The sequence below is a fragment of the Claveliimonas monacensis genome (assembly GCF_014982975.1).
In the GTDB taxonomy this organism is placed as follows: Bacteria; Bacillota; Clostridia; order Lachnospirales; family Lachnospiraceae; genus Claveliimonas; species Claveliimonas monacensis.
In genome coordinates, this window is record NZ_JADCKL010000004.1 from 116329 (window position 1) to 138903 (window position 22575).

The window sequence follows — 22575 nt, forward strand, 5'->3', positions numbered from 1 at the left end:
AATGCAGGATATGTTATCATCAATACAGATCGTAAAAAAGACCGGAGGATATACAAATGACCATATTCAGACATTCCACCCCAGAAGACATAGAAAAGATCACCGAGATTGCAGGTTGCGCTTCAGACTTTTTAAGAGCCCAGGGAATCGACCAGTGGCAGAAGGGCTACCCGGACAGGCAGATCTTCCTGTCTGACACAGGCACAGGCCTGGGCTATGTGCTGGAGGAACACGGACAGATCGCCGCTGTGTGCGCGATCACATTCACAGAAGATCCCTCCTACCGGGAGATATTTGACGGGCAGTGGCTGACAGAGCGGGAAGGAGAAAAAGCTCCCGCCTATGCCGCCATCCACCGCATGGCTGTAAATGCCGCTCTGCGCGGAAAAGGGTATGCGGGACAGCTCTTTGAAAATGCCGCCTCCCTTGCCAGGGAGAAAGGAATGAAGAGTATCCGGATCGACACCCACGAGGGCAACCTGCCCATGCAGAGCGCCCTGAAAAAGGCCGGTTTCATCCGCTGCGGCAGGATCTTTCTGCAGGGTGGAGCCGAGGATGGGGATCCAAGGATCGCCTTTGAAAAGCTCCTGTAAAAAAGTTACACAAAGCCAAAAACCCGGCAGGACGTTCCTTGTCCCGCCGGGTTTTCTTTTCTTTTATATATCAGCTACTTTACTGCCAGGATCTTGAAATCATCCGCCTCTTTGCCGATCTGGCAGAGGAGACGCCTCATGTTGCTCTCCTTCAGATTCCCGTCCAGAGTCATGGTAATCTTCTGTACTCCACCCTCTGTAGACAGATTCATGCTGTCTATGGCAATCTTGTTCAGCTTTGTCATATTGATGAACAGATTGAGATCGCTGGTCGCCGCCGGGCAGGTAAAGGAGATCTCCACCTGCGTGTGGGCGGCATTTTTATCCACGCCTGCCGTAGCCGCAGCGCCATCCACCACTGCGTCCTGCATGGCTGTCAGCTTGCCGTACTGGTATCTTCTGCTGACGCTCATAAGATGGCGCAGGAATGTAACATACTCATCGTAAACTTCCTTGTCCACATCCCCGGCTCTCTTCTCGATAATGGAAAGCTCTCTCTCCAGGACAAACACATCTCCGCCTGTCTGGGCCTTCACCTCGGCCACTTTTTTTGCACATTCCATTCTCTTCAAAAACAAAGGTTTCATCTGTGTATCCACAGCGTCAATATCTGCACGTGCTTCCTCAAGTGTCATAGTCTGTCTCCTTTCCTTTTCCCGTCCGGTTATATTTTATACTACAGAAGCGCTCCCTGCTTCTCCAGCTCCGCGCGCACCGCCTCTGCCGGAGCCTCACCGTGAAGCGCCTGGCAGGCTGCCGCCACGCCTGCTGCATGCCCGGTAGCAAAGCATGTTCCCATGACCCGGACCGCCGCGTGGGCTGTCTGCTCGGAGGACACCATTCTTCCGGCACCGTAGAGATTGTCCAGGCTCTCGCACTGGAGAGCGCCCAGTGGCACGTCAAACCAGCTTCCCTCAGACACCTCGATGTAGGTTCCCATCTTGTTGGCATCCATGTGGATCTCCGGCTTCCATCCGGCCCTGGCCACACCATCGGGCCGTTTTCTCCTTCCCAGCACATCCTCTGCCGTGATGATCTCCTTGCCCTTCATCCGCCTCGTCTCCCGGAAGCCGATGGCCGGACCGATGACTGTCAGCTCACAGCCCTCCATGCCGTGGAGATACTTTTTAAAGGCCTCCACGTAGTAGAGCACCTGTCTCCTCGTATCCAGCTCCATTTTCGTAAGCTCCTCGCAGTCCAGGCCTGCGGGGATGGTGCTGGGAAGCAGGACTGCCACCTGATCCGAGCCCTCCCTTTTCAGGATGAAGCCCTTCTCCTTTGTCAGGTGAGGAATACCATCCTCCTTTGCCCGTATGACTGCCTTCTCCACCGCCTGAGGCGTCAGGTCACAGGAGGTGTCCACGCCGCTTAAGCGGAAGGGAAGCGTGGCCGCCTGCACATTCCCGTTTTCATCTCCCCAGAGCGTCGGAGCGCCCGCCAGGTGGACCACATTGGCGTCTCCGGTTGTGTCCACAAACGCCTTTGCCTCCACCAGGAAGCACCCTTCATCGTCCACGCACTCAAGGGCTGTCACTGCCCGCTCCTCCGTGCAAACGCCTGTGATCCTTGTGTGGAAAAAGCAGGTGACGCCGGTCTTTTCCAGCACATTGTCCATGGCACACTTCAGATACTCCGGATGAAAATTGACATTTTTATTTCCCGTGGCAGAGACAACATAGTTCCAGGAGCTTTCGCTGAGAGCCTTCATCTCTTTCAGGATCAGCTCTCCCGCTCCTTCCACGACCCGAACCGGGTTTCCGCCGCAGGTGAAAAATCCGCAGAAGGCGGCCACGCCGGAATGGGTGGCCTCGCCTCCAAGGTAAGGATTTCTCTCAATAAGCAGTGTCTTTGCTCCTGCCATGGCAGCTCCGGCGGCGGCAGCAACTCCTGCCGTCCCGCCGCCTGCCACGACTACATCATACTGATATTTTCTTTTCATGTGAATTTCTCCTCTCACACAACAGATATCCTTTTATCTCCTATGCAATGAACAGAGATCCAAGCGGGTATGCGATAAAGCTGAGCACCAGGATACCTGCGATGGCAAACAGTCCGCCCCACACGAACATGGACTTGGTGTCTGTCCATCCTGAACCGATGGCAACCGTGTTCACCGTACTCTGTCCTGCCGGCGTCATGTTGCAGATCGCCGCCGCAAAGCCTACCATACATACAACAGCGCCCACATTCACGGAACCTGCCGGAAGGGCTGTCAGGACAGACAGGGCAACCGCGCTAACAACTGTTGTGGTAACGATATTGGACGAGAAGTTGGTCTCGATAACCGCCCATGTCATGAAGAACAGGATCAGTCCGATCACGGGGAGGTTTGCTGTCAGAGGCTCAAGCGCACCTGTCAGCCAGGAGCTGATGCCTACGTCCTCGTTTGTCAGGCAGGAGCCAAGCTGCGTGGCTGCCGCTGTCATCAGTACGCTTCCCCAGAGAACACCCTTGCTGACTGTCTCTTTAAAGTTCATGATGCTCTCACCGTCCACACGCACAACGAACAGGATGATGCATCCAAGAAGCGGAGGCATGGCTGTTGACCAGCTGTTGACGGTCTCGTAGAACTCCGGAAGCACATTCTGCACAAGGCTGGGAGCCACCCAGAGAAATACGGTGAGGGCCATAACGCCAAGTATCACTTTCTCTTTGAAATCCGCCGCCGGAACGGTCCCGCGAAGGCTCATGGCCTTATCCGGCTGGATGTCCTTCATATCGTCCGGGCGGTAGATAAATTTAAATATCAGGATCAGGATCACGATCAGGATGATACCTGTGGGAATACCCATAGCCATGTACTGGAACTGGTTTACATCATTTCCCGTAGCCGCTGTGTAGTACCCGATGGCCATTGTGGGCCACACATGGCCGATGGCTGTCATACCGGAGGAAAGGCTGATGCAGAAAGCAGAGCCCATCATGATCATATTTCCGGCCTTGCCGCCCTTCTTAAGTCCCAGCACCTGGTAGATATCCTCCAGGAAGGGCATGAAGGCCACGAACAGTACGGACGGGGAAATAAAAAGTCCCATAAACGTCACAGCCGCAAGCAGGAAACACACAAAATACCAGGGTCCTTTTCTTGCAATCCTGTTTGTGATAAAATAAATGGTACAGCGACGCACAAAGTTGGTCTTGGAAAGCGGATATACCAGCATAAAGGTAAACAGCAGGAAGGCTACCGTTGTATTGCCGAACGCCCCTGCAAATGTACCGGAAAATCCGAATATCGGAATCAGTCCCAGAGCCAGCAGCGTGATCATACTGGGCCAGTCAATGGAAATCCCGATCCACATGATGAGTGAACCGAAAAATACACCCAGCACAGCCCATGCGTCTTCGGAAAGTCCTCCCATGGCCGGCATAAACCGGGAGCCTATGATGACTACAAGGGCAAGTACCAGGAATGCAGTGTCTTTTACGCTTTTCTTGTTTTGCATTGTCATTCTCCTCTCATTCCTATTACTTTATTACTTTGATGTATTAAATTACTGTTATATTATAAACAATCTCGTGCTATTTGTAAAGAATTAATATGTTATAATACCAATAGGTTTTTCTTATACCATAATCCATTCATAAAGGAGGTCATTCCCATGCAGATCCAGCAGATGCGCTATGTGCTTGCCGCCGCGGAAAAAAAGAGCTTTTCAGCGGCAGCCAAAGCTTTATTCCTCTCCCAGCCCTCCCTGTCCCAGCAGATCCTCCATCTGGAAAAAGAGCTGGGGGTCTCCCTCTTTGTCCGGCACTCCAAGTCCGTCTCCCTCACCGAGGCAGGGGAGCAGTTCGTCACAGCGGCCCGGCGGATCCTCAATGAAGTAGACCAGCTCACAGAAAACATAAAAAAATACAGTATCCTGGAGGCAGGGACGCTGCGCATCGGCATGCTCTGGATCGCGGGATATCTCCAGCTTCCCAGAGTGATCACCGACTACCACCAGCTCTTTCCGCTGATCAGCTACCAGCTCCATGTGGAGGGCAGCAACACCTTGATGCGCATGCTGGCCGCCCGGCAGCTCAACGCCGTTTTCGTCATCGCATCCAACGACCTTTCGGACAGCGAGGACTTCTACTGCCACAAGATCATGGAAGACCATTATGTGGCCGTTATGTCACAGGCCAATCCGCTTTCCGGAAAAGACATCCTCCGTATCCGGGATCTGGACGGGGCAGACATTCTGATGCCCGCAAAGGAATCCGCCTTTCGAAAGGATATTGAGCAGGTCTTTGCCCGTTTCCAGGCGGTCCCCAATGTTCTCTGCGAGACCAGCCAGTCTGACATTGTCATGCAGCTCGCTGCCCAGAATCTTGCCGTAGGCTTTGCCTCACGCTCCATTGCGGAAAAGCTCCTCGTGCCGGGATGCCGCATCGTTCCTCTGGAAGTCAGCCTGTCCCGCACCATCTACTACGTAACCTTAAAAGAGCTTCTGGATACCCCCGCCGTCCGGTCTTTCACTGATTTTGTAAAGTCCTATCCATTTTAAAAAGCGGGGCTGCGCCGTCAAGGCACAGCCCCGCTTTTCTTTTATCAGCAGAAGCCTATCCTTCCTCTTTTCCGTAAATATGTCTCAGCACAAGCAGCACTCCCAGCGTAAGTACGATACCTGCCGGAAGAGCGATCCAGGCTGTCTGCACAAACCCGGCAATGATGTAGGTCACAAACGAGATGGCCGCCACTGTGATCGCGTAGGGAAGCTGCGTCGTGACATGGTTCACATGGTTGCACTGGGCTCCCGCTGACGACATGATCGTGGTGTCCGAGATGGGCGAGCAGTGGTCGCCGCACACAGCACCTGCCATGCAGGCGGAGATGGAGATGATCATCATGGTCTCGTTCTGTCCCTGGAAGACAGCCACAACAATGGGGATCAGGATACCGAATGTTCCCCAGGATGTTCCTGTGGCAAAGGCGAGTCCGCATCCTACCAGGAATACGATGGCGGGCAGGAAATTCATCAGCCCGTCCGCACTGGACCTCACAAGCTCGGACACAAATACGTCCGCTCCCAGGCTGTCTGTCATGGCCTTCAGCGTCCATGCAAATGACAGGATCAGAATGGCCGGTACCATGGCCTTGAACCCGTCCGGAATACAGGACATACATTCACCGAATTTTATGACCCGGCGGATCATATAGAAAATGATGGTAATCACATAGGCGCAGAAGCTTCCCAGAACAAGTCCCACGGAAGCGTCACTCTGTGAAAAGGATGTAACAAAATCCGTTCCCGAGAAGAAACCACCTGTATAGATCATGCCGATCACGCAGCAGATGATCAGCGTAATGATAGGAAATACCAGGTCAATGACCTTTCCCTTTCCTGTCACAATTTCCTTCTCCGCATCCGCATAGGGACGATCCGGCGTGGTATAGATATCTCCCTTGATAGCGTTATTCTCATGAATCCGCATAGGTCCGTAATCCACCTTAAGGATCGCAATACCGACCATCATGAAGATCGTCAGCAGGGCGTAGAAGTTATAGGGGATAGCCCGGATGAAAACAGAAAACCCGTCCTCGCCGGGGACAAAGCCGGTCACTGCAGCAGCCCAGGAAGAAATCGGCGCTATGATGCACACCGGAGCAGCCGTTGCGTCGATCAGATAGGACAGCTTGGCCCTGGATATCTTGTGCTTGTCTGTCACCGGACGCATGACGCTTCCCACTGTAAGACAGTTGAAATAGTCGTCGATAAAGATCAGCACGCCAAGAAGAACTGTGGCGAGCTGGGCGCCTGTCCTTGTTTTGATGTGGTCCTTGGCCCACTCTCCGAAGGCGGCTGAACCGCCCACCTTGTTCATCATGCACACCATGATACCGAGGATGACAAGGAACACGATGATCCCCACATTGTAGCTGTCCGAGAGCACCGAGATGATGCCTCCCTGGAATACATGTGTGATGGTCCCCTCAAATGTGAATCCCGAATAAAAAATACCGCCGATCAGGATCCCGATAAACAGGGAGCTGTACACTTCCTTTGTGATCAGCGCCAGCACAATGGCCACGAGGGGCGGAAGCAGGGACCACGGCGTGGCAAACAGCTGCGGGACATACTCTTCTCCCTCCTCAGCCGCAAAAGCCAGGAGCGGACTGCAGGCCACGAAGAGCATGACCAAGGAGAGCGTCCACAAAATCTTTCTCTTTACATTTCTCATAAGTACCTTCCTCTCTCATACAAAGACTTCTCGAGGGGACCCAAAGGGCTTCCCCGCAAAAAAAATACCATGAATAAGCGCTGCGTGCACTCATTCATGGCATGTCAAACCAAGGTCAGATATACTGCCTTCCCGCCGGCAGGACAGTGTATGTTCCTCATCCATTGATACTATGATAGCGCTCCACAGTTGTGACAGTCCGCAGGATCTTCTCCGTACGGCCCAGGGAACCCACTCCGGGCAGCTGTTCCCTTCGGCAGAGTCCCCTTTCCCTGTGCGGCAGTCCTCCCGGGACCATGGCCGCGCGGTACTGATGGACACTGCGCCTCTATCCAGTCTTACTTATCCATATATACATTTCTATCATCTTTGGCCGGGAAAGTCAACCGTTATTTCCACATCCACACTGTAAATCTGACGAAAACCCGTCCTGCATGGATCACCACGGGTGCCTCAGGGTGCATTCCGGGATGGCAGGCACTCGCCAGGGTACCGGACAGGCCCGGACTTTGGCTTTCCGTCATCACAAAAGCGGCCAGCAGACGGTTGTCCGCCTGCTGGCCGCAGCTTTATCTCTGTCTGATCTGTTTTACAGAACCTTCTTATTCCTCTGTTCCGTACAGAGTAACGAGTTTCTTCAGATACTCGTATCTCTCTTTTGCTTCCTTCTCGTTCTGAGCGAACATTACGGCAGCTTTCTCCGGGTTGGATCTTACAAGTGAATTGTAGCGAACCTCGCCGTTCAGGAACTCCTGGTATCCTTCCATCTTAGGCTCTTTGCTGTCCAGAGTGAACTTGGAACCTTCTGCTGCCGGATTGTAGCGGAAGTTGTTCCAGTATCCGCACTCAACAGCAAGCGCTTCTTCTGTCTGAGCCTTGCTCATACCCTTCTTGATACCGTGGTTGATACACGGAGCGTATGCGATGATCAGTGACGGTCCCGGATATGCCTCAGCCTCAGAGATTGCCTTTACAGTCTGATTGAAATCAGCACCCATAGCGATCTGTGCAACATATACGTATCCGTAGCTCATTGCGATGCTGGCAAGATCTTTCTTCTTTGTCTCTTTTCCGCCTGCTGCGAACTGAGCAACCGCGCCTGTCTTTGTAGCCTTGGAGGACTGTCCGCCTGTGTTGGAGTAAACCTCTGTATCGAATACCATGATGTTGATATCCTTGCCGCTTGCAAGTACATGGTCAACACCGCCGAATCCGATATCGTAAGCCCATCCGTCACCACCGAATACCCACTGGGATTTCTTGGCCAGGAAGTCTTTGTTGTTTACGATGTCCTTGCATACTTCGCAGTCGCATCCTTCCAGAGCTTTTACAAGATTGTCTGTAGCTGTTCCGTTTGTAGCGCCGCATCCGTATGTGTCAAGCCACTCTTTGCATGCAGCTTTCACTTCCTCAGAAGCTTTGTCGGACTCCATAACAGACTCAACTTTTGTCTTCAGACCTGCTCTGATTGTGTTCTGAGCCAGCAGCATACCATATCCGAACTCTGCGTTGTCCTCGAACAGGGAGTTGTCCCATGCCGGTCCTTTGCCTTCCGGTGTTACCGTGTAAGGTGTGGACGGTGAGGAGTTACCCCAGATAGAGGAGCATCCTGTAGCGTTGGCAATGTACATTCTGTCACCAAAGAGCTGTGTGATCAGTTTTGCGTAAGGTGTCTCGCCACATCCTGCACATGCGCCTGAGAACTCAAGCAGCGGCTGTTTGAACTGAGAACCTTTTACTGTATTTTCTTTGAATTTTGCTACTACTTCCGGTTTTACAGGAATCTCTCTTCCGAAGTCGAATCCTGTCTGGCATCCTGCGTTCTCTTCCATGTTTGCCATAACGAGAGCCTTCTCGCCCTTCTTGCCCGGGCAGACATTTGCACAGGAACCGCATCCTGTACAGTCGTAAGCTGATACAGTGATGGCGAACTTCATGCCAGGCATGCCGATCATATCGATCGTGTCAAATCCTTCCGGAGCCTTGGCTGCCTCTTCCTCTGTCAGCGCTACCGGGCGGATAACTGCGTGCGGACATACATACGCACAGCGGTTACACTGGATACAGTTCTCTGACTTCCATACCGGGATGTCTACTGCGATACCGCGCTTCTCGTATGCAGATGTACCGGACGGTGTGGAACCGTCTACGTAATCCTTGAAGGCAGATACAGGCAGTGTATTTCCTTCCTGAGCATTTACTTTGGACTGGATATTCTTAACGAAGTCTACGACCTCTGTCCTTCCGCCCTTAACCTCAGGTGTGAATAATCCTTCATCTGCACAGTCTTTCCAGCTCTCGGGAACTGTCACTTCGTGCACCTGTTTTGCACCTGCATCGATGGCATCGTAGTTCATCTGTACGATCTTGTCACCTTTTCTTCCGTAGGTAGCCTTTGCAGCGGCCTTCATCAGGTCGATGGCTTCCTCTTCCGGAATGATGGCAGCCAGTTTGAAGAATGCAGACTGAAGGACTGTGTTGATACGTCCGCCAAGTCCGATCTCCTTACCGATCTTGATACCGTCGATCGTGTAGAATTTGATGTTGTGGTTAGCGATGAATGCTTTCACCTGTCCCGGAAGGTGTTTCTCCAGTCCTTCCATATCCCACGGGCAGTTCAGAAGGAATGTTCCTCCGTCTACCAGCTCCTGTACCATGTTGTACTTGTTGATGTAGGACGGGTTGTGGCATGCAACAAAGTTAGCCTTCTTGATCAGATATGTGGATTTGATCGGCTTCTTACCAAAACGAAGGTGAGACATTGTCACACCGCCGGACTTCTTGGAGTCATAGTCAAAGTAAGCCTGTGCGTACATATCTGTGTTGTCACCAATGATCTTGATGGAGTTCTTGTTCGCTCCTACAGTACCGTCGGCTCCAAGTCCCCAGAACTTACAGTTGATGGTTCCTTCCGGAGTTGTAACAAGCTGCTCGCCCTCTTCCAGGGAAAGTCCTGTCACGTCGTCCACGATACCGATCGTGAATTTCTCTTTTTCTGTGTTATTGTATACAGCAACGATCTGTGCCGGTGTTGTATCCTTGGAGCCTAATCCGTAACGTCCGGAAAGTACCGGAACTGCGTCGAATTTTGTTCCCTTTAATGCAGCGACAACATCCAGCCACAGAGGCTCGCCAAGAGCTCCCGGCTCTTTTGTTCTGTCTAATACAGAGATTGTCTTAACTGTATCCGGGATTGCATCGATCAGTGCCTGTGCGCTGAACGGTCTGTACAGACGTACTTTTACAAGGCCGACTTTCTGTCCTGCCGCGAGCAGGTAGTCAACTGTCTCCTCGATTGTGTCGCATACAGAGCCCATAGCGATGATGACTTTCTCTGCATCCTCTGCTCCGTAGTAGTTGAACAGCTTGTAGTCTGTGCCGATCTTGGCGTTAACCTTGTCCATGTACTCCTGAACGATAGCCGGCATAGCTGTGTAGTACGGGTTGCTTGCCTCTCTTGCCTGGAAGAAGATATCCGGGTTCTGAGCGGAACCTCTCTGGCACGGATGGTTCGGATTCAGAGCGTGTTTTCTGAACGCATCGATGGCATCCATATCTACCAGATCCTTCAGGTCTTCGTAATCCCATGTCTCGATCTTCTGGATCTCGTGAGATGTACGGAAACCGTCAAAGAAGTTGATGAAAGGAATGCGTCCCTTGATAGCTGCGCAGTGTGCAACCGGTGTCAGGTCCATAACTTCCTGTACGCTGGACTCGCAGAGCATTGCGCATCCGGTCTGACGACAGGCATAAACGTCTGAGTGATCACCGAAGATAGAAAGCGCGTGGCTTGCAAGTGCACGGGCAGATACGTTGAACACGCCCGGAAGCTGCTCGCCGGCGATCTTGTAAAGGTTGGGGATCATAAGAAGCAGACCCTGGGAAGCTGTATAAGTAGTAGTCAGGGCACCTGCTGCCAGTGATCCGTGAACAGCACCTGCTGCGCCGGCCTCTGACTGCATCTCTGTAACCTGCACTTCCTGTCCAAAGATGTTCTTTCTTCCCTGTGTCGCCCACTCGTCTGTGGCCTCTGCCATAACGGATGAAGGCGTGATCGGGTAAATAGCTGCAACGTCTGTATATGCGTATGACGCATGAGCTGCCGCATGATTACCATCCATGGTCTTCATTTTTCTTGCCATTTTCTTGTTCCTCCTTAGATTTTTGAAAAATAATAATTTAATTTTTCACATATATCTTTATTATAGACCGTGCCATTTTAAAAGTCCAGATTTTACTCTGTTTTCTTTTGTTTCTTTTTCGGTACAAGCCCCCGTCGTCCGCACACGATCAGCACGACAGCCACCACCACCAGTACCCCTGCCAGCACCTGGGACACCGGGATCTCCGTGCCCGGGAACCATAACTGATCCGTCCTGAGGCCCTCGATCCAGACACGCCCCGCGCCGTAGCCTGCAAGGTACATCAGGAAAAGCTCTCCGTTGAACTTTTTGTGGGTCCGGTACAGCAGAAGGATCACCAGCACCATAAGGCACCAGAGCGACTCATAGAGGAAAGTCGGATGTACCTGGATATAGGACACGCCGTCTATCACATCTATATGCTCCCGGATGTTCTCAGACACATCCGAGGAGCGCACCGCATCCAGGGGGATCCGCATAGCCAGGAGATTGTCCGTGTAATCACCGAAGGCCTCCCTGTTAAAGAAATTTCCCCATCTGCCGATCATCTGTCCGGTGATCAGACCGAAGCCCCCTGTGTCCAGCAGAAGGGCAACCGGGAGTTTTTTCACCCTGGCCACCACAAACACGGTGATGACCGCGGCTATGACGCCGCCGTAGATGGCCAACCCGCCGTGGCGGGTATTGAATATCTCCAGCAAATTGTCCTTATACATATCCCAGGCGAACACGACATAGTAGATCCGCGCGCCGATAATACCGAAGATGATGCCGAAAATAGCGATATCAATGTAATCTTCCTGGTTCTGGTTTGTGCGCTTCGCCTCCATCATGGCCATGGCAATGCCCGCCAGCATACCGATGCCGATGACAATGCCGTAGTAGGCAATATCGAATCCGAAAACCGTGACGGTCTTTCCCACATTGTCCAGATGAATGCCAATGTTTGGGAATTCAATTGAAGTGTGCATGATATATCTTGTCCTTTCCCGCCAGTCTTTCTATACGTTGAACCGGAACAGCATAATATCTCCGTCTTTCACAACGTAGTCCTTTCCTTCCAGGCGGACCAGGCCTTTTTCTTTTGCTGCATTGTGGGAGCCGCAGGCGATCAGATCGTCGTAGGCCACCACTTCGGCCCGGATAAATCCTCTCTCAAAGTCAGAGTGGATCTTGCCAGCAGCCTGGGGTGCTTTTGTACCGTTCTTGATCGTCCATGCCCGCACTTCCGGCTCCCCTGCCGTCAGATAGCTGATAAGTCCAAGGAGACGGTAGCTTGCCTTGATAAGCTTTTCAAGGCCGGACTCGGAGAGCCCCAGATCCTCCAGGAACATCTTCTTCTCGTCATCGTCCAGCTCTGCGATCTCCTGCTCGATCTGCGCGCACACAACGAACACCTCGCAGCCTTCTTTGTCCGCGTACTCCCTCACCGCCTGCACGCCGGCATTGGCGGCGCCATCGTCAGCCAGGTCGTCCTCAGCTACATTGGCGGCAAAAATCACCGGCTTGTAGGTGAGAAGGTTGTAGCTTTCCAGCCACGCCTGCTCCTCTTCGTCCTCAGCGCCGTCAAAGCTCTTTGCCAGCTTTCCATCTTCCAGGTGCTCCTTTATTTTCTCCAGAAGCTTCAGCTCCTTGGCAGCCGTCTTGTCGTTTCTGGCCACTTTCGTGGTCTTGGCGATACGGCGCTCCAGAATCTCCAGATCTGAGAATACAAGTTCCAGATTGATGGTCTCGATGTCGCGGAGCGGATCAATGCTTCCATCCACGTGGACAATATTGCTGTCCTCAAAGCAGCGCACCACATGCACGATAGCGTCCACCTCACGGATGTTGGCCAGGAACTGGTTCCCAAGGCCCTCGCCTTTTGACGCTCCCTTTACAAGTCCGGCAATATCCACGAACTCGATGGCTGCAGGTATGATCTTCTTTGTATGATACATCTCTCCCAGCACATTCAGGCGCTCATCCGGCACAGTCACCACGCCCACGTTGGGATCGATGGTGCAGAAGGGATAGTTTGCTGACTCTGCCCCCGCCTTTGTCAGTGAATTAAACAGTGTACTTTTGCCTACATTGGGCAGGCCCACGATACCAAGTTTCATATCTATTTTTTCCTTTCTTTCTTATGTTTCATTATCTGCCGTCCCGGGTCTCCATCAAGATGACGATACCACTGACAAAATCAATGACCACCTCGTCCTCCTCGATCTGATTGCTGACGCAGAGACTGTCGTACGGGGTCAGCGTATGCTCGGTTAAGGGATATTTCGCCCCCCTGATGCTGAATCCAAAGACAGGTTCCCCCAGCGGGAAAACGGAGAAGTAATCTCCGAAGGCCTCCTCTTTCCTGAGATGCGTCTCTCCGCCTATAAGGCGGATCTTGTTCTGGGGATCCAGGATCACCGCTTCCACTCCGGCCTTAAAGGGAATGGTCAGTGTCTGGATGTTGGCCCAGAGGTGATCGATCCGGCTTCCGGTGGCGCCCAGAATTACCATCTCGTGGCATCCCAGCGTTATGGCAAGCCTGACCGCAATCTCTGTGTCTGACGCATCTTTCACCGGATTGTACTCACGCACCGACACATGGGTCTCGTTTTTATAATAGTCCACGATCTCCTGGGACAGACTGTCAAAATCTCCCACGATATAACTGGGCTGGATCCTGTGACGATACAGGAACTCCACCCCTTTGTCCACGCCGATAATGCATGGATCTTCGCACTCCCCGATGGTCTTTTCTATCAGCTCCTCATACAGAATTCCCCCGCTGATGATCACTGCTCTCCTACTCATAGCTCTTAAATATCTCCATAAATTTTTTTGTGTTTTCCTGCGGATCTCCGTTAAAGACAGCCGAGCCGGCGACGATCACATTAGCTCCCGCATCCAGCACTTCCCGGACATTGGTCAGGTACACGCCCCCGTCTACCTGGATATCAAGATCCAGCCCTTTCTCCCTGACCATCTGCCGCACAGCACGGATCTTCTCCAGAGACTCCGGAATAAACTTCTGCCCTCCGAATCCGGGATGGACGCACATGATAAGGATCATCTCCACATCGTCCAGATACCCCTCCACCTCTTCCGCCGGAGTCTCCGGGCAGATGGAGAGCCCCGCCTTCATGCCGCACGCATGGATCTTGTCCAGGGCAGCCTTCACATCCGGGCAGGCCTCCAGGTGGACAGTCACACCGTCCGCCCCCGCCTCCTGAAAGGCCTCCACGTAGCGGATCGGATCCTGTACCATAAGGTGGGCGTCCATGAACTGCCCCGTAGCGTGACGGATGGATTTCAGCACAGGCATGCCGAAAGAAATACTGGGGACAAACATGCCGTCCATGACGTCAAAGTGAAGCCAGGCAGCTCCGTTTTCCTCTGTCAGTCGGATTTCCTCGCCCAGCTTTGTAAAATCTGCCGCCAGAATAGACGGCGCCAAAATGTACTCCATAGCCTCAATACCTCCTCTTTTCCTTCAGCTCCTCATACATGTCCAGATAGCTGTCGTACCGGGCCCTGTGGATCTCTCCTGCGTCCACCGCCGCCTTCACGGCGCAGTCCGGCTCATGTACATGGTCGCATCCATTGTATCTGCACTGTCCCTCGTAGGGGAAGAATTCCGGGAAGTAGTGCTTCAGCTCTTCCTTCTCAAAATCATTGGTGTAGAGGGAGCTGAACCCCGGGGTGTCCATGATGTAGGAATTTTCATCTATGGCAATGAATTCGCTGTGGCGGGTAGTGTGCCGCCCTCTTGCGATCTTCTCGCTGATGGAGCCGGTCTCCATCTGGATTTCGCTCTGGAGCAGATTGATGAGGGAGGATTTCCCCACGCCGGAAGGCCCTGCCACTGTGGTGGTCTTCCCCTCCAGGATCTCCTTCAGCTGCCGGATATTTTCCTTTTTCTCCGCGCTTGTAAAAATGATCCTGCACCCGCAGCCCCGGTAAATATCCTCCAGATCCGCAATACGCGGGCCATCGGCGATGTCCTTTTTGTTAAAGCAGAGCACTGCCGGGATCTCCTTTCTCTCCATCATGACAAGAAAGCGGTCCAGCAGGTTCAGGTGAGGGTCCGGCTTTGCTGCCGCAAAGACAACAAGAGCCTGATCCACGTTGGCCACCGCGGGACGGATCAGCTCATTCTTTCTCGGAAGGATGCGGACCAGGCTGCCCTCCATGTCTTTTTCGTCCAGCACATCGATCTCCACATTGTCACCCACAAGGGGTTTTTTATTCTCTTTTCTAAAAATTCCTTTTGCCTTACATTCGTAAATACCGGATCCTGCCACGTGAACGTAGTAGAATCCGGCAATACCTTTTATGATTTTTCCCTGCATGTATTACTGTCCTTCTCCTGTGTCCGAGTCATCCGGCTCATCCGTATCTCCGCCGGATGAAGACTGTCCCTGACTCACCACAAGGTTGACCGTGGATCCTCTGGACACGCTAGATCCCACTCCCGGGTCGCAGGAGATCACCTGGCCGGCCGGCGCAGAGTCCTCCCTGTAGGTCACAGTTCCCACAGTCAGCCCGGCGCTTGCGATCATCTGGCGGGCATTGCTCTCTGAGACGCCCACAACAGAAGGCACGCTGACAGGTCTGGATCCAAGGCTCACCACAATGTTCACATTGGTCCCCGCATCCACCTTGGTTCCCGCTGAGGGATCCTGGGAGATGACATTGCCCTGGGCTACGCTGTCACTGTAATCCGTAGTAACTGTCACATTCAGCCCGGCGCCTGAGAGGGTGCTCTTGGCTGTATTTTCATCTGTGCCCCGCACATCCGGAACACTGATCTTCTCTTCTCCCTTGCTGACTTGTATCGTCACAGTAGAGCCTTTCGCGGCCTGCGTTCCCGCTTCCGGGGTGGTGGCCACGACTTCTCCCTGAGGCTGGCTGCTGTAGACCGCAGTGGACTCCACCTTGAAGCCTGCGTCCTCCAGCGTCTTCTGGGCATCGGCTTCATCCTGGCCTACTACGTCAGGCACTTCCACCTGCTCCTCTGCCTTGCCGGTGCTCACATCCAGCGTGATCTGCGTGTTCTTCTTTACTTTTTCACCGTCCTCCGGATCCTGTCCCATGACATAGCCCTTGTCATACTGAGCGGACTCTTCCTGCTTGCCAATCTTCCAGCCAAGCCCTGCATCGTTGAGCTCCTGCTTGGCATCCTCCAGGGTCATTCCCACTACATCAGGCACTTTCACCTGGTCGCTCTCCTGCTCCTGCTGGGTCCCTGTGCCGCCGAAGCGGAACAGCCCGGCTGCCCGGCCTATCACAAGGGCAAGCACTAATATGATAATAACCGCCACAACAATGGTCATGATCTTGATGACTTTGTTCATGCGGGGATTGACTTCATCGCTGTCATGATCCTCGTCGTCCTCGTCATCATCCTCATTGTCCTCATCGTATTCTTCGCCGTAACTGTCGTCATCATCGTCTCCATAAGAGCTGCGTATATCATCCAGCTCATCCTCTGTGATGATTACGGTATCTGCATTTCCCACAGGAACGATCTGGACAAAATCTCCGTCCGGATCCACAAGGGAATGCTTCAGATCCTGGATCAGCTCGTCCACATCGCTGTATCTTCTCTCTGCGTTTTTCTGGGTACATTTCAGAATGATCTGTTCAAGACTGTAAGGGATGTCCGGTACCAGCTCAGAGGGAGGCGTGATCTCCTCCTGCAGGTGCTTCATTGCCACTTCCACCGTGGTATCCCCGTTGAAGGGAACCTGCCCTGTCACCATCTCGTACAGCGTGATGCCGATGGAGTAGATGTCGCTCTTCTCGTCGCTGTAACCGCCCCTTGCCTGCTCAGGTGATGTATAGTGAACCGATCCCATAGCCACTGTGGTCGTGGTCGTGGATGTCACCATCCTGGCGATGCCGAAATCCGTCACCTTCACTTTGCCGTCGTTGGATATAATGATGTTCTGGGGCTTGATATCCCTGTGTATGATGTGATGTTTGTGTGCCTCCTCAATACCTGAGCACATCTGGATCGCAATGCTGATCACTTCCCTGGCAGAAAGCCGCTTCTTACGATCTATATATTCTTTCAGCGTAATGCCTTCCACAAGTTCCATAACCATATAGTAAAGACCCCTGTCCTCCCCTACATCGTAGACGTTGACGATATTGGGATTCAGAAGACCAGCAGCCGCCTGGGCTTCAGAGCGGAACTTCTTTACAAACGTCTGGTCCTCCCGGAACTCTTTTTTCAAAACTTTGATCGCGACATAGCGGTTCAGCATTGTATCCCTGCCTTTGTAGACATCCGCCATGCCGCCTGCGCCTATCTTCTCTATTACCTCATATCTGTTTCCTAAAAAAATACCATCTTTTACCATTTGCCTACCTCATCAGCGATGGGCTCCGCCATCACTACCCCTATATTATCTCTGCCTCCGTTTGCATTTGCCCTGTCGATCAGCATATGCACAGCCTCTATGATATCTCTGGAACCTTTCACAATGCCGAACATGACTTCATCTTCCACCATGTTACTCAGGCCGTCCGTACACATCAGTATCTTATCTCCCCTGCTGATGCGGAACTCATAGAAATCTGCCTCTGCCTCGTCCTTGACTCCCATAGCCCTGGTGATGATGTTCTTGTCCGGGTGGTTTCTGGCCTCCTCCGCCTTGATGCCTCCCAGCCGCACCATCTCCTCTACCAGAGAGTGGTCTTTGGACAACTGCCGGATGTTGTCGCTGATCAGATATAGACGGCTGTCGCCGATATTCGCAAAGTGCAGCGTATTGTCAATGACTGTGGCAGCCACCAGGGTTGTACCCATGCCTTCCAGCTTTACGTCTCTTTGCGCCTCCTCGATCAATCTGCGGTTGGCGGTGTCGATGGCAGCTTTGAAAATCTCGTCCGGTCTTCCCGGCGCGCTTTTTTCCAGTTCTCTTTTCAGCGTCTCAACGGTAAATTTGGATGCGAAGTCTCCGGCCTTGTGGCCGCCCATCCCATCCGCAACTACCAGGAGATTCGGGAACGGTCCGATAGGACTGTCTGTCGCAAATACATAGTCCTGATTTACCTCCCGTCTTCTCCCCACATCAGTCAGCGCGTAAATTTTCATCTGCCTTTTCCTTTCCCGCAGCCGCGTAGCGTCTCCGTAATTGTCCGCAGGCCCCGTCAATATCGGAGCCTCTTTCCCTTCTTATAGTAACATTTATTCCGTTTTTTTCAAGTTTATTTTGGAATTTGAGGGCATTTTGGCGGCTCGGCCGCACGTAGCTTCTCTCCCTCACCGGGTTCACCGGAATGAGGTTGATATGACAGTTCCTGTGTCCGGCTATGCGAATCAGATCCGCCGCGTCCTGGTCCGTATCGTTGACGTCCTTCACCAGGCTGTACTCAAAGGTGATCCTTCTGCCGGTCTTCTCAAAATATGTATCGCAGGCCGCCAGCACCTCTGAGAGCTCATATCTGTTGGCCACAGGCATGAGGCTCTTTCTCTTTTCCTGGGTGCCCGCGTGGAGTGAGAGCGCCAGGGTGATCTGAAAGCCCTCCTCCGCCAGCCGAAGGATCCCGGGCACGATGCCGCAGGTGGAGGCGGTGATGTTTCTCTGGCTGATGTTCAGCCCTTCCGGGGCGCTGATCATGCGGATAAAGCGGACGAAATTGTCATAGTTGTCCAGGGGCTCCCCGGTGCCCATAACCACAATGTTGGACACCCTCTCCCCGGTGGTCTTCTGGATCTTATAAATCTGTCTGAGCATCTCCGACGCTTTCAGATTCCTTTTGAGCCCGCCGATGGTGGATGCGCAAAAAGCGCACCCCATCCGGCACCCGGCCTGGGAGGAGATACAGACGGAATTCCCGTAATCGTATTTCATAAGAACGCTCTCCACCATGTTGCCGTCCTCCAGCTCAAAGAGAAATTTCTCCGTGGGGTCCGCCTTTGAGATCTGCCGCTCCACCAGATCCATCCGGGCGATCTCATACTCCCGGTCCAGCTTCTCACGCAGCACTTTGGACAGGTTCGTCATCTCATCAAAACTGTCCGCCAGCTTCACGTGAAGCCACTGATAGATCTGCCTGGCCCGGAACGCCTTCTCGCCGGCCGCCTTCATCTCCTCTGCCAGCTCTTCGTATGTATAAGAACAGATATCTTTCTTTTTCCCCATAGTTTCCCCCATATGTTTAATCCTTTCTGACGAAAACAGCAATGTAAAATCCATCTCCCGCCTGCTGACCGGGGAGGAGCTGCTCCTCGCTCACAAGCCGGAACTCTGGATACTCCGCCTGGAACCAGGCCGCATTTTCCTCATTCTCTTCCCGGTTGATGGTACAGGTGCTGTAGACCAGCTTCCCGCCGGGCTTTACATATCTCCAGACCTGTGAGAGGATCTGCCTCTGAAGAGCAGCCAGCTCCTTCTCTCCCTCCCGGGTCATCCGGTATTTCAGATCGCTCTTTCTCCCCAGGACTCCAAGTCCTGAGCATGGAAGATCCGCGATCACAATGTCTGCCTTCTCCACAGATTCCTCATCCAGGACCGTGGCGTCCCACCGGACTGCCTCGATATTTTCCATGCCTGCCCTGCGGATATTGTCCCAGATCAGTCCCACCTTGTAGTCACTGATGTCCCTGGCCTGCACCATGCCTGTGCCTCTCAGCTTATCCGCCAGATGAAGCGCCTTGCCTCCCGGGGCTGCGCACACGTCGATAATATAGTCCCCCTCCCTGGGGTTCGCCCTCTCTGCCACCAGCATGGAGCTGATATCCTGCACCTGGAAGTCCCCCTCCTGAAAGCTGGGAAGGGCTCCCAGATAGTCGTATCCGGAGATCAGAAGAGCGCAGGGAAGCTCCGGCACTTCCTCCGCCTTCACACCCTCGCCTGCCAGCTTTCTCTTCAGATCCTCCCGGGATATCTGATGAAGGTTGCAGCGGATGGAGGTAGGCTTTTCCTCCAGGAAATTCCGCAGCATCTGTTCCACCTGCTCCGGCGTGTACCAGGCAAGCCACTGTTCCAGGATCCAGGGCGGCATGGAGTATCTGACGCTCAAGTACTCCTTCGTCCCCTCCGGCGGATACTGCACGCTGTCCAGGTTTCTGGCAATGGACCTCAGCACGCCGTTGACGAATCCCCTCAGCCCGCCAAATCCTCTGGATACAGCCAGCTTCACCGCCTCATTGCAGACAGCAGAATCAGGAACGCTGTCCATATACTTGAGCTGGTAGACGGCGCTCCTGACAATAGCCCGGATGACAGGCTTCATCTTTTTTACTTTCACTTTGGAAAACTGGTCCGTGATATAGTCCAGTTCGATCATCCGCTCCAGGGTCCCTTCTGTCACTCTTGTGATGAAAGCCCTGTCGCTTTTATCCAGGTACTGGTATTTTTCCAGCACCTGGTTCAGCGCGATATGGCTGTACTGTCCGTCCCTGGTGACAAGGAGAAGGATCTCCACCACCAGGTCTCTTGTATTGACTTTTGCCATCGGTTCCTCCTTTAATCCCTGCGGTTCCCCGTCAGAAGAATAATACGAAGAAGCTGCAGAATGGATGACGCCGCCCCTGCCACGTAGGTGAGCGCCGCCGCTCCCAGCACTTTCTTCGTCCCATCTATCTCATCGGGATACATGATCCCCGAGCTTCCCAGGATCCTGACTGCCCGCCTGGATGCATTGAACTCCACAGGCAGCGTCACAAGCTGAAAGAGAACAGCCAGTGAAAATGCCAGAATTCCAAGGTTCAGAAACATCTCCGAGGACCGTCCCGTAAAGACAAGCCCGATCAGGATCAGCGGCCAGGCCAGGGTGCTTCCCAGATTGGCCAGAGGGACAAGGGATCCCCTGATCTTCAGCGGTGCATACCCCTGTGCGTGCTGCATGGCATGCCCGCACTCATGAGCCGCCACACCCACCGCTGCCAGTGATGTAGAATTGTACGTAGCATCCGAGAGCCGCAGCACTTTTGTGCGGGGATCATAGTGATCTGTCAGATTGCCCGACACCCGCTCCACACGGACATCGTAGATGCCGGCCCGGCGAAGCACCTCCTGGGCCGCCTCTCTTCCGGTCAGGCCGCTGTGGCTCCTCACCCTGGAATATCGGTTAAAGGTAGAGCGCATTTTTGCGGATGCCGCCAGACAGATGATCACACCTGCAATGACAAGTATATATGTGGGATCAAACCAGTAATACATAGGATACATCATAATCATCAACCTCCAGGGAAGTATTATATACGAAAAACAGGCGGCAAACCTGTTTTTCATATAATTTTAACACTTTTTCATTTATTATTCAGCAAGCAGCGTCCCTGTCTCCATTTTGTATCCTCTGAGGAAAGCGTCCGCAGCCATCCGCTTCTTTCCGGGGATCTGCAGTTCTGTGACCTTCAGAAGGCCTTTTCCCGTCTGCACGGAGAAATCTGTCTTCGTCACTTCAGCCACCGTGCCGCAGGGCGCTTTACATTCCCTGTCCACCACTTCCGCGGACCAGATCTTCATGGTCTTTCCCTCCCAGGACGTGTAGGCGCTGGGCCAGGGATTTAAGCCCCGCACAAGCCGCTCAATGGAGGCAGCATCCTTTGTCCAGTCGATCTTTCCAAGCTCTTTGTCCAGCATTCGGGCATATTTTGTAGGCGTCTCTCCCTGCTTTTCGGGAGTCACAGTCTTCTCTTCCAGAGCCTTCAGCGTCTCCACGCAGAGCTTTGCCCCGGCCGCCGACAATTTATCGTGAAGACTGCCGCCTGTCTCATCCGGCTCCAGGGGTACTTCTGTTTTAAGGAGCATATCGCCCGTATCCAGCCCCTCGTCCATCTGCATGGTGGTCACGCCGGTCACCGTCTCCCCGTCAATGATAGACCACTGGATCGGCGCTGCCCCTCTGTATTTCGGCAGAAGGGAGGCATGGACGTTAATGCAGCCGTAGGGAGTAAGCTCCAGGATCTCCCTTGGAAGGATCTGACCGAAAGCCACAACCACCATCACATCCGCCTTATAACTGTCCAGCTTCTCCACACAGCTTTTCTCCCGGACTTTCACAGGCTGAAAGACCGGAATATCATATTCCAGGGCCTTCTCCTTCACCGGTGTATACTGCATTTTTCCGCCTCTTCCCTTTGGCTTGTCAGGCTGGGTCACTGCCAGCACAACCTCATGTCCCGCCTGAACCAGGGCCTCCAGTGTTCCCACGGAGAAGTCCGGCGTCCCCATAAAGATCACTCTCATCTACTCATCCTCCTCGTCGTAGCTCACATCGTGGAGTTCTCCTTCCACAAGATCCACATACATCTTTCCGTCCAGGTGGTCGATCTCATGACAGAATGCCCTTGCCAGAAGTCCGGTTCCCTCCAGCTCTATCTCTTCCATATCCTCATTCAGGGCCTTTACTTTCACATAGTCCGGTCTTGTCACCTGGCCGGATTTGCCCGGCACACTGAGACATCCTTCCTCCCCGGTCTGCTCACCGGAAGTCTCCAGGATCTCCGGGTTGATAAGGATGAGGGGACCCTCCCCCACATCGATGACCACGATCCTTTTGAGCACGCCCACCTGGGGAGCCGCCAGGCCCACGCCCAGTGCCTCGTACATGGTGTCCAGCATATCCTGGATCAGGACCTTGGTCCGCAGAGTCATCTTTGTCACTTCTTTACACTGCTTTGTCAGCACTTCATCTCCAAGTTCTCTTATCTTTCTGGTTGCCATATGTCTTTAGCTCCT

General features: G+C 53.2%; 19 protein-coding genes and 1 riboswitch. Of the genes, 2 read left to right on the forward strand and 17 right to left on the reverse strand.

The genetic code is table 11. The features are described from left to right. Nucleotides 1–56 precede the first annotated feature (56 nt). On the forward strand, nt 57–593 hold the full coding sequence (locus tag INF30_RS07480; RefSeq protein WP_226394767.1) for a GNAT family N-acetyltransferase: 537 nt from the start codon (nt 57–59) through the stop codon (nt 591–593). 74 nt (nt 594–667) lie between these two features. Here the strand turns inward: INF30_RS07480 and INF30_RS07485 are convergent, their stop codons facing one another. Genes INF30_RS07485 through INF30_RS07495 form a run of 3 tightly spaced genes read right to left on the reverse strand, consistent with a single transcriptional unit; the run spans nt 668 to nt 4036 of the window. Further along, the gene (locus INF30_RS07485) at nt 668–1228 is read right to left on the reverse strand and encodes a chorismate mutase (RefSeq protein WP_226394768.1); all 561 of its coding nucleotides are present in this window, start codon (nt 1226–1228) and stop codon (nt 668–670) included. Between the two features lie 41 nt (nt 1229–1269). After that, nucleotides 1270–2532 (reverse strand): FAD-dependent oxidoreductase, encoded by a 1263-nt coding sequence (locus tag INF30_RS07490; protein ID WP_226394769.1) that lies wholly within the window; start codon nt 2530–2532, stop codon nt 1270–1272. Nucleotides 2533–2572: 40 nt separating this feature from the next. Further along, nucleotides 2573–4036 (reverse strand): SLC13 family permease, encoded by a 1464-nt coding sequence (locus tag INF30_RS07495; protein WP_076778649.1) that lies wholly within the window; start codon nt 4034–4036, stop codon nt 2573–2575. Between the two features lie 156 nt (nt 4037–4192). Here INF30_RS07495 and INF30_RS07500 point away from each other — a divergent pair, with 156 nt between their 5' ends. Next, nucleotides 4193–5080, forward strand: coding sequence for a LysR family transcriptional regulator (locus tag INF30_RS07500; RefSeq protein ID WP_226394770.1), 888 nt, complete (start codon nt 4193–4195; stop codon nt 5078–5080). Between the two features lie 55 nt (nt 5081–5135). Here INF30_RS07500 and INF30_RS07505 read toward each other — a convergent pair whose 3' ends face one another. The 14 genes from INF30_RS07505 to def form a co-directional block, all read right to left on the reverse strand. Next, nucleotides 5136–6755 carry a Na+/H+ antiporter NhaC family protein gene (locus INF30_RS07505; RefSeq protein ID WP_226394771.1) on the reverse strand — a complete coding sequence of 540 codons (1620 nt, stop codon included), beginning with the start codon at nt 6753–6755 and terminating at the stop codon, nt 5136–5138. Between the two features lie 168 nt (nt 6756–6923). Continuing rightward, a riboswitch (Lysine riboswitch) is annotated at nt 6924–7094 on the reverse strand. Nucleotides 7095–7357: 263 nt separating this feature from the next. Further along, complete coding sequence (nifJ, locus tag INF30_RS07510; RefSeq protein WP_076778655.1) at nt 7358–10897, reverse strand: pyruvate:ferredoxin (flavodoxin) oxidoreductase; 3540 nt, start codon at nt 10895–10897, stop codon at nt 7358–7360. Between the two features lie 92 nt (nt 10898–10989). After that, complete coding sequence (lgt, locus tag INF30_RS07515; protein ID WP_226394772.1) at nt 10990–11868, reverse strand: prolipoprotein diacylglyceryl transferase; 879 nt, start codon at nt 11866–11868, stop codon at nt 10990–10992. A 30-nt stretch (nt 11869–11898) separates the two neighbouring features. After that, nucleotides 11899–12999, reverse strand: a complete 1101-nt coding sequence (gene ychF, locus INF30_RS07520; protein ID WP_076778659.1) for a redox-regulated ATPase YchF — start codon at nt 12997–12999, stop codon at nt 11899–11901. Between the two features lie 31 nt (nt 13000–13030). Next, nucleotides 13031–13690 (reverse strand): thiamine diphosphokinase, encoded by a 660-nt coding sequence (locus tag INF30_RS07525; RefSeq protein ID WP_226394773.1) that lies wholly within the window; start codon nt 13688–13690, stop codon nt 13031–13033. After that, on the reverse strand, nt 13683–14345 hold the full coding sequence (gene rpe / locus INF30_RS07530) for a ribulose-phosphate 3-epimerase (RefSeq protein WP_226394774.1): 663 nt from the start codon (nt 14343–14345) through the stop codon (nt 13683–13685). Before rpe ends, INF30_RS07525 begins: the two co-directional genes overlap by 8 nt. Before the next feature lie 4 nt (nt 14346–14349). Next, on the reverse strand, nt 14350–15228 hold the full coding sequence (gene rsgA, locus INF30_RS07535) for a ribosome small subunit-dependent GTPase A (RefSeq protein ID WP_226394775.1): 879 nt from the start codon (nt 15226–15228) through the stop codon (nt 14350–14352). A gap of 3 nt (nt 15229–15231) precedes the next feature. Beyond that, on the reverse strand, nt 15232–17244 hold the full coding sequence (pknB, locus tag INF30_RS07540; RefSeq protein ID WP_226394776.1) for a Stk1 family PASTA domain-containing Ser/Thr kinase: 2013 nt from the start codon (nt 17242–17244) through the stop codon (nt 15232–15234). Beyond that, nucleotides 17238–17981 carry a Stp1/IreP family PP2C-type Ser/Thr phosphatase gene (locus tag INF30_RS07545; protein WP_076778670.1) on the reverse strand — a complete coding sequence of 248 codons (744 nt, stop codon included), beginning with the start codon at nt 17979–17981 and terminating at the stop codon, nt 17238–17240. Before INF30_RS07545 ends, pknB begins: the two co-directional genes overlap by 7 nt. Next, the gene (rlmN, locus tag INF30_RS07550; protein WP_083582699.1) at nt 17959–19032 is read right to left on the reverse strand and encodes a 23S rRNA (adenine(2503)-C(2))-methyltransferase RlmN; all 1074 of its coding nucleotides are present in this window, start codon (nt 19030–19032) and stop codon (nt 17959–17961) included. Before rlmN ends, INF30_RS07545 begins: the two co-directional genes overlap by 23 nt. Nucleotides 19033–19048: 16 nt before the next feature. Further along, a complete protein-coding gene (gene rsmB / locus INF30_RS07555) occupies nt 19049–20347 on the reverse strand; it encodes a 16S rRNA (cytosine(967)-C(5))-methyltransferase RsmB (protein WP_076778674.1) in 1299 nt (432 codons plus the stop codon). A gap of 11 nt (nt 20348–20358) precedes the next feature. Continuing rightward, a complete protein-coding gene (locus INF30_RS07560; RefSeq protein WP_330601288.1) occupies nt 20359–21066 on the reverse strand; it encodes a zinc metallopeptidase in 708 nt (235 codons plus the stop codon). An 84-nt stretch (nt 21067–21150) separates the two neighbouring features. Next, nucleotides 21151–22083, reverse strand: coding sequence for a methionyl-tRNA formyltransferase (gene fmt / locus INF30_RS07565; RefSeq protein WP_226394777.1), 933 nt, complete (start codon nt 22081–22083; stop codon nt 21151–21153). Next, nucleotides 22084–22560 carry a peptide deformylase gene (def, locus tag INF30_RS07570; RefSeq protein ID WP_076778678.1) on the reverse strand — a complete coding sequence of 159 codons (477 nt, stop codon included), beginning with the start codon at nt 22558–22560 and terminating at the stop codon, nt 22084–22086. Nucleotides 22561–22575 lie beyond the last annotated feature (15 nt).

Bases quoted from the DNA above. Each gene is read 5' to 3' on its own strand.
- def (WP_076778678.1), bottom strand. From the start codon at position 22,560: ATGGCAACCAGAAAGATAAGAGAACTTGGAGATGAAGTGCTGACAAAG.
- INF30_RS07545 (WP_076778670.1), bottom strand. From the start codon at position 17,981: ATGAAAATTTACGCGCTGACTGATGTGGGGAGAAGACGGGAGGTAAAT.
- INF30_RS07495 (WP_076778649.1), bottom strand. From the start codon at position 4,036: ATGCAAAACAAGAAAAGCGTAAAAGACACTGCATTCCTGGTACTTGCC.
- INF30_RS07490 (WP_226394769.1), bottom strand. From the start codon at position 2,532: ATGAAAAGAAAATATCAGTATGATGTAGTCGTGGCAGGCGGCGGGACG.
- INF30_RS07500 (WP_226394770.1), top strand. From the start codon at position 4,193: ATGCAGATCCAGCAGATGCGCTATGTGCTTGCCGCCGCGGAAAAAAAG.
- INF30_RS07480 (WP_226394767.1), top strand. From the start codon at position 57: ATGACCATATTCAGACATTCCACCCCAGAAGACATAGAAAAGATCACC.
- pknB (WP_226394776.1), bottom strand. From the start codon at position 17,244: ATGGTAAAAGATGGTATTTTTTTAGGAAACAGATATGAGGTAATAGAG.
- INF30_RS07505 (WP_226394771.1), bottom strand. From the start codon at position 6,755: ATGAGAAATGTAAAGAGAAAGATTTTGTGGACGCTCTCCTTGGTCATG.
- lgt (WP_226394772.1), bottom strand. From the start codon at position 11,868: ATGCACACTTCAATTGAATTCCCAAACATTGGCATTCATCTGGACAAT.
- fmt (WP_226394777.1), bottom strand. From the start codon at position 22,083: ATGAGAGTGATCTTTATGGGGACGCCGGACTTCTCCGTGGGAACACTG.
- rpe (WP_226394774.1), bottom strand. From the start codon at position 14,345: ATGGAGTACATTTTGGCGCCGTCTATTCTGGCGGCAGATTTTACAAAG.
- INF30_RS07485 (WP_226394768.1), bottom strand. From the start codon at position 1,228: ATGACACTTGAGGAAGCACGTGCAGATATTGACGCTGTGGATACACAG.
- nifJ (WP_076778655.1), bottom strand. From the start codon at position 10,897: ATGGCAAGAAAAATGAAGACCATGGATGGTAATCATGCGGCAGCTCAT.
- rsgA (WP_226394775.1), bottom strand. From the start codon at position 15,228: ATGCAGGGAAAAATCATAAAAGGTATTGCCGGATTCTACTACGTTCAC.
- rsmB (WP_076778674.1), bottom strand. From the start codon at position 20,347: ATGGCAAAAGTCAATACAAGAGACCTGGTGGTGGAGATCCTTCTCCTT.
- INF30_RS07525 (WP_226394773.1), bottom strand. From the start codon at position 13,690: ATGAGTAGGAGAGCAGTGATCATCAGCGGGGGAATTCTGTATGAGGAG.
- ychF (WP_076778659.1), bottom strand. From the start codon at position 12,999: ATGAAACTTGGTATCGTGGGCCTGCCCAATGTAGGCAAAAGTACACTG.
- INF30_RS07560 (WP_330601288.1), bottom strand. From the start codon at position 21,066: ATGATGTATCCTATGTATTACTGGTTTGATCCCACATATATACTTGTC.
- rlmN (WP_083582699.1), bottom strand. From the start codon at position 19,032: ATGGGGAAAAAGAAAGATATCTGTTCTTATACATACGAAGAGCTGGCA.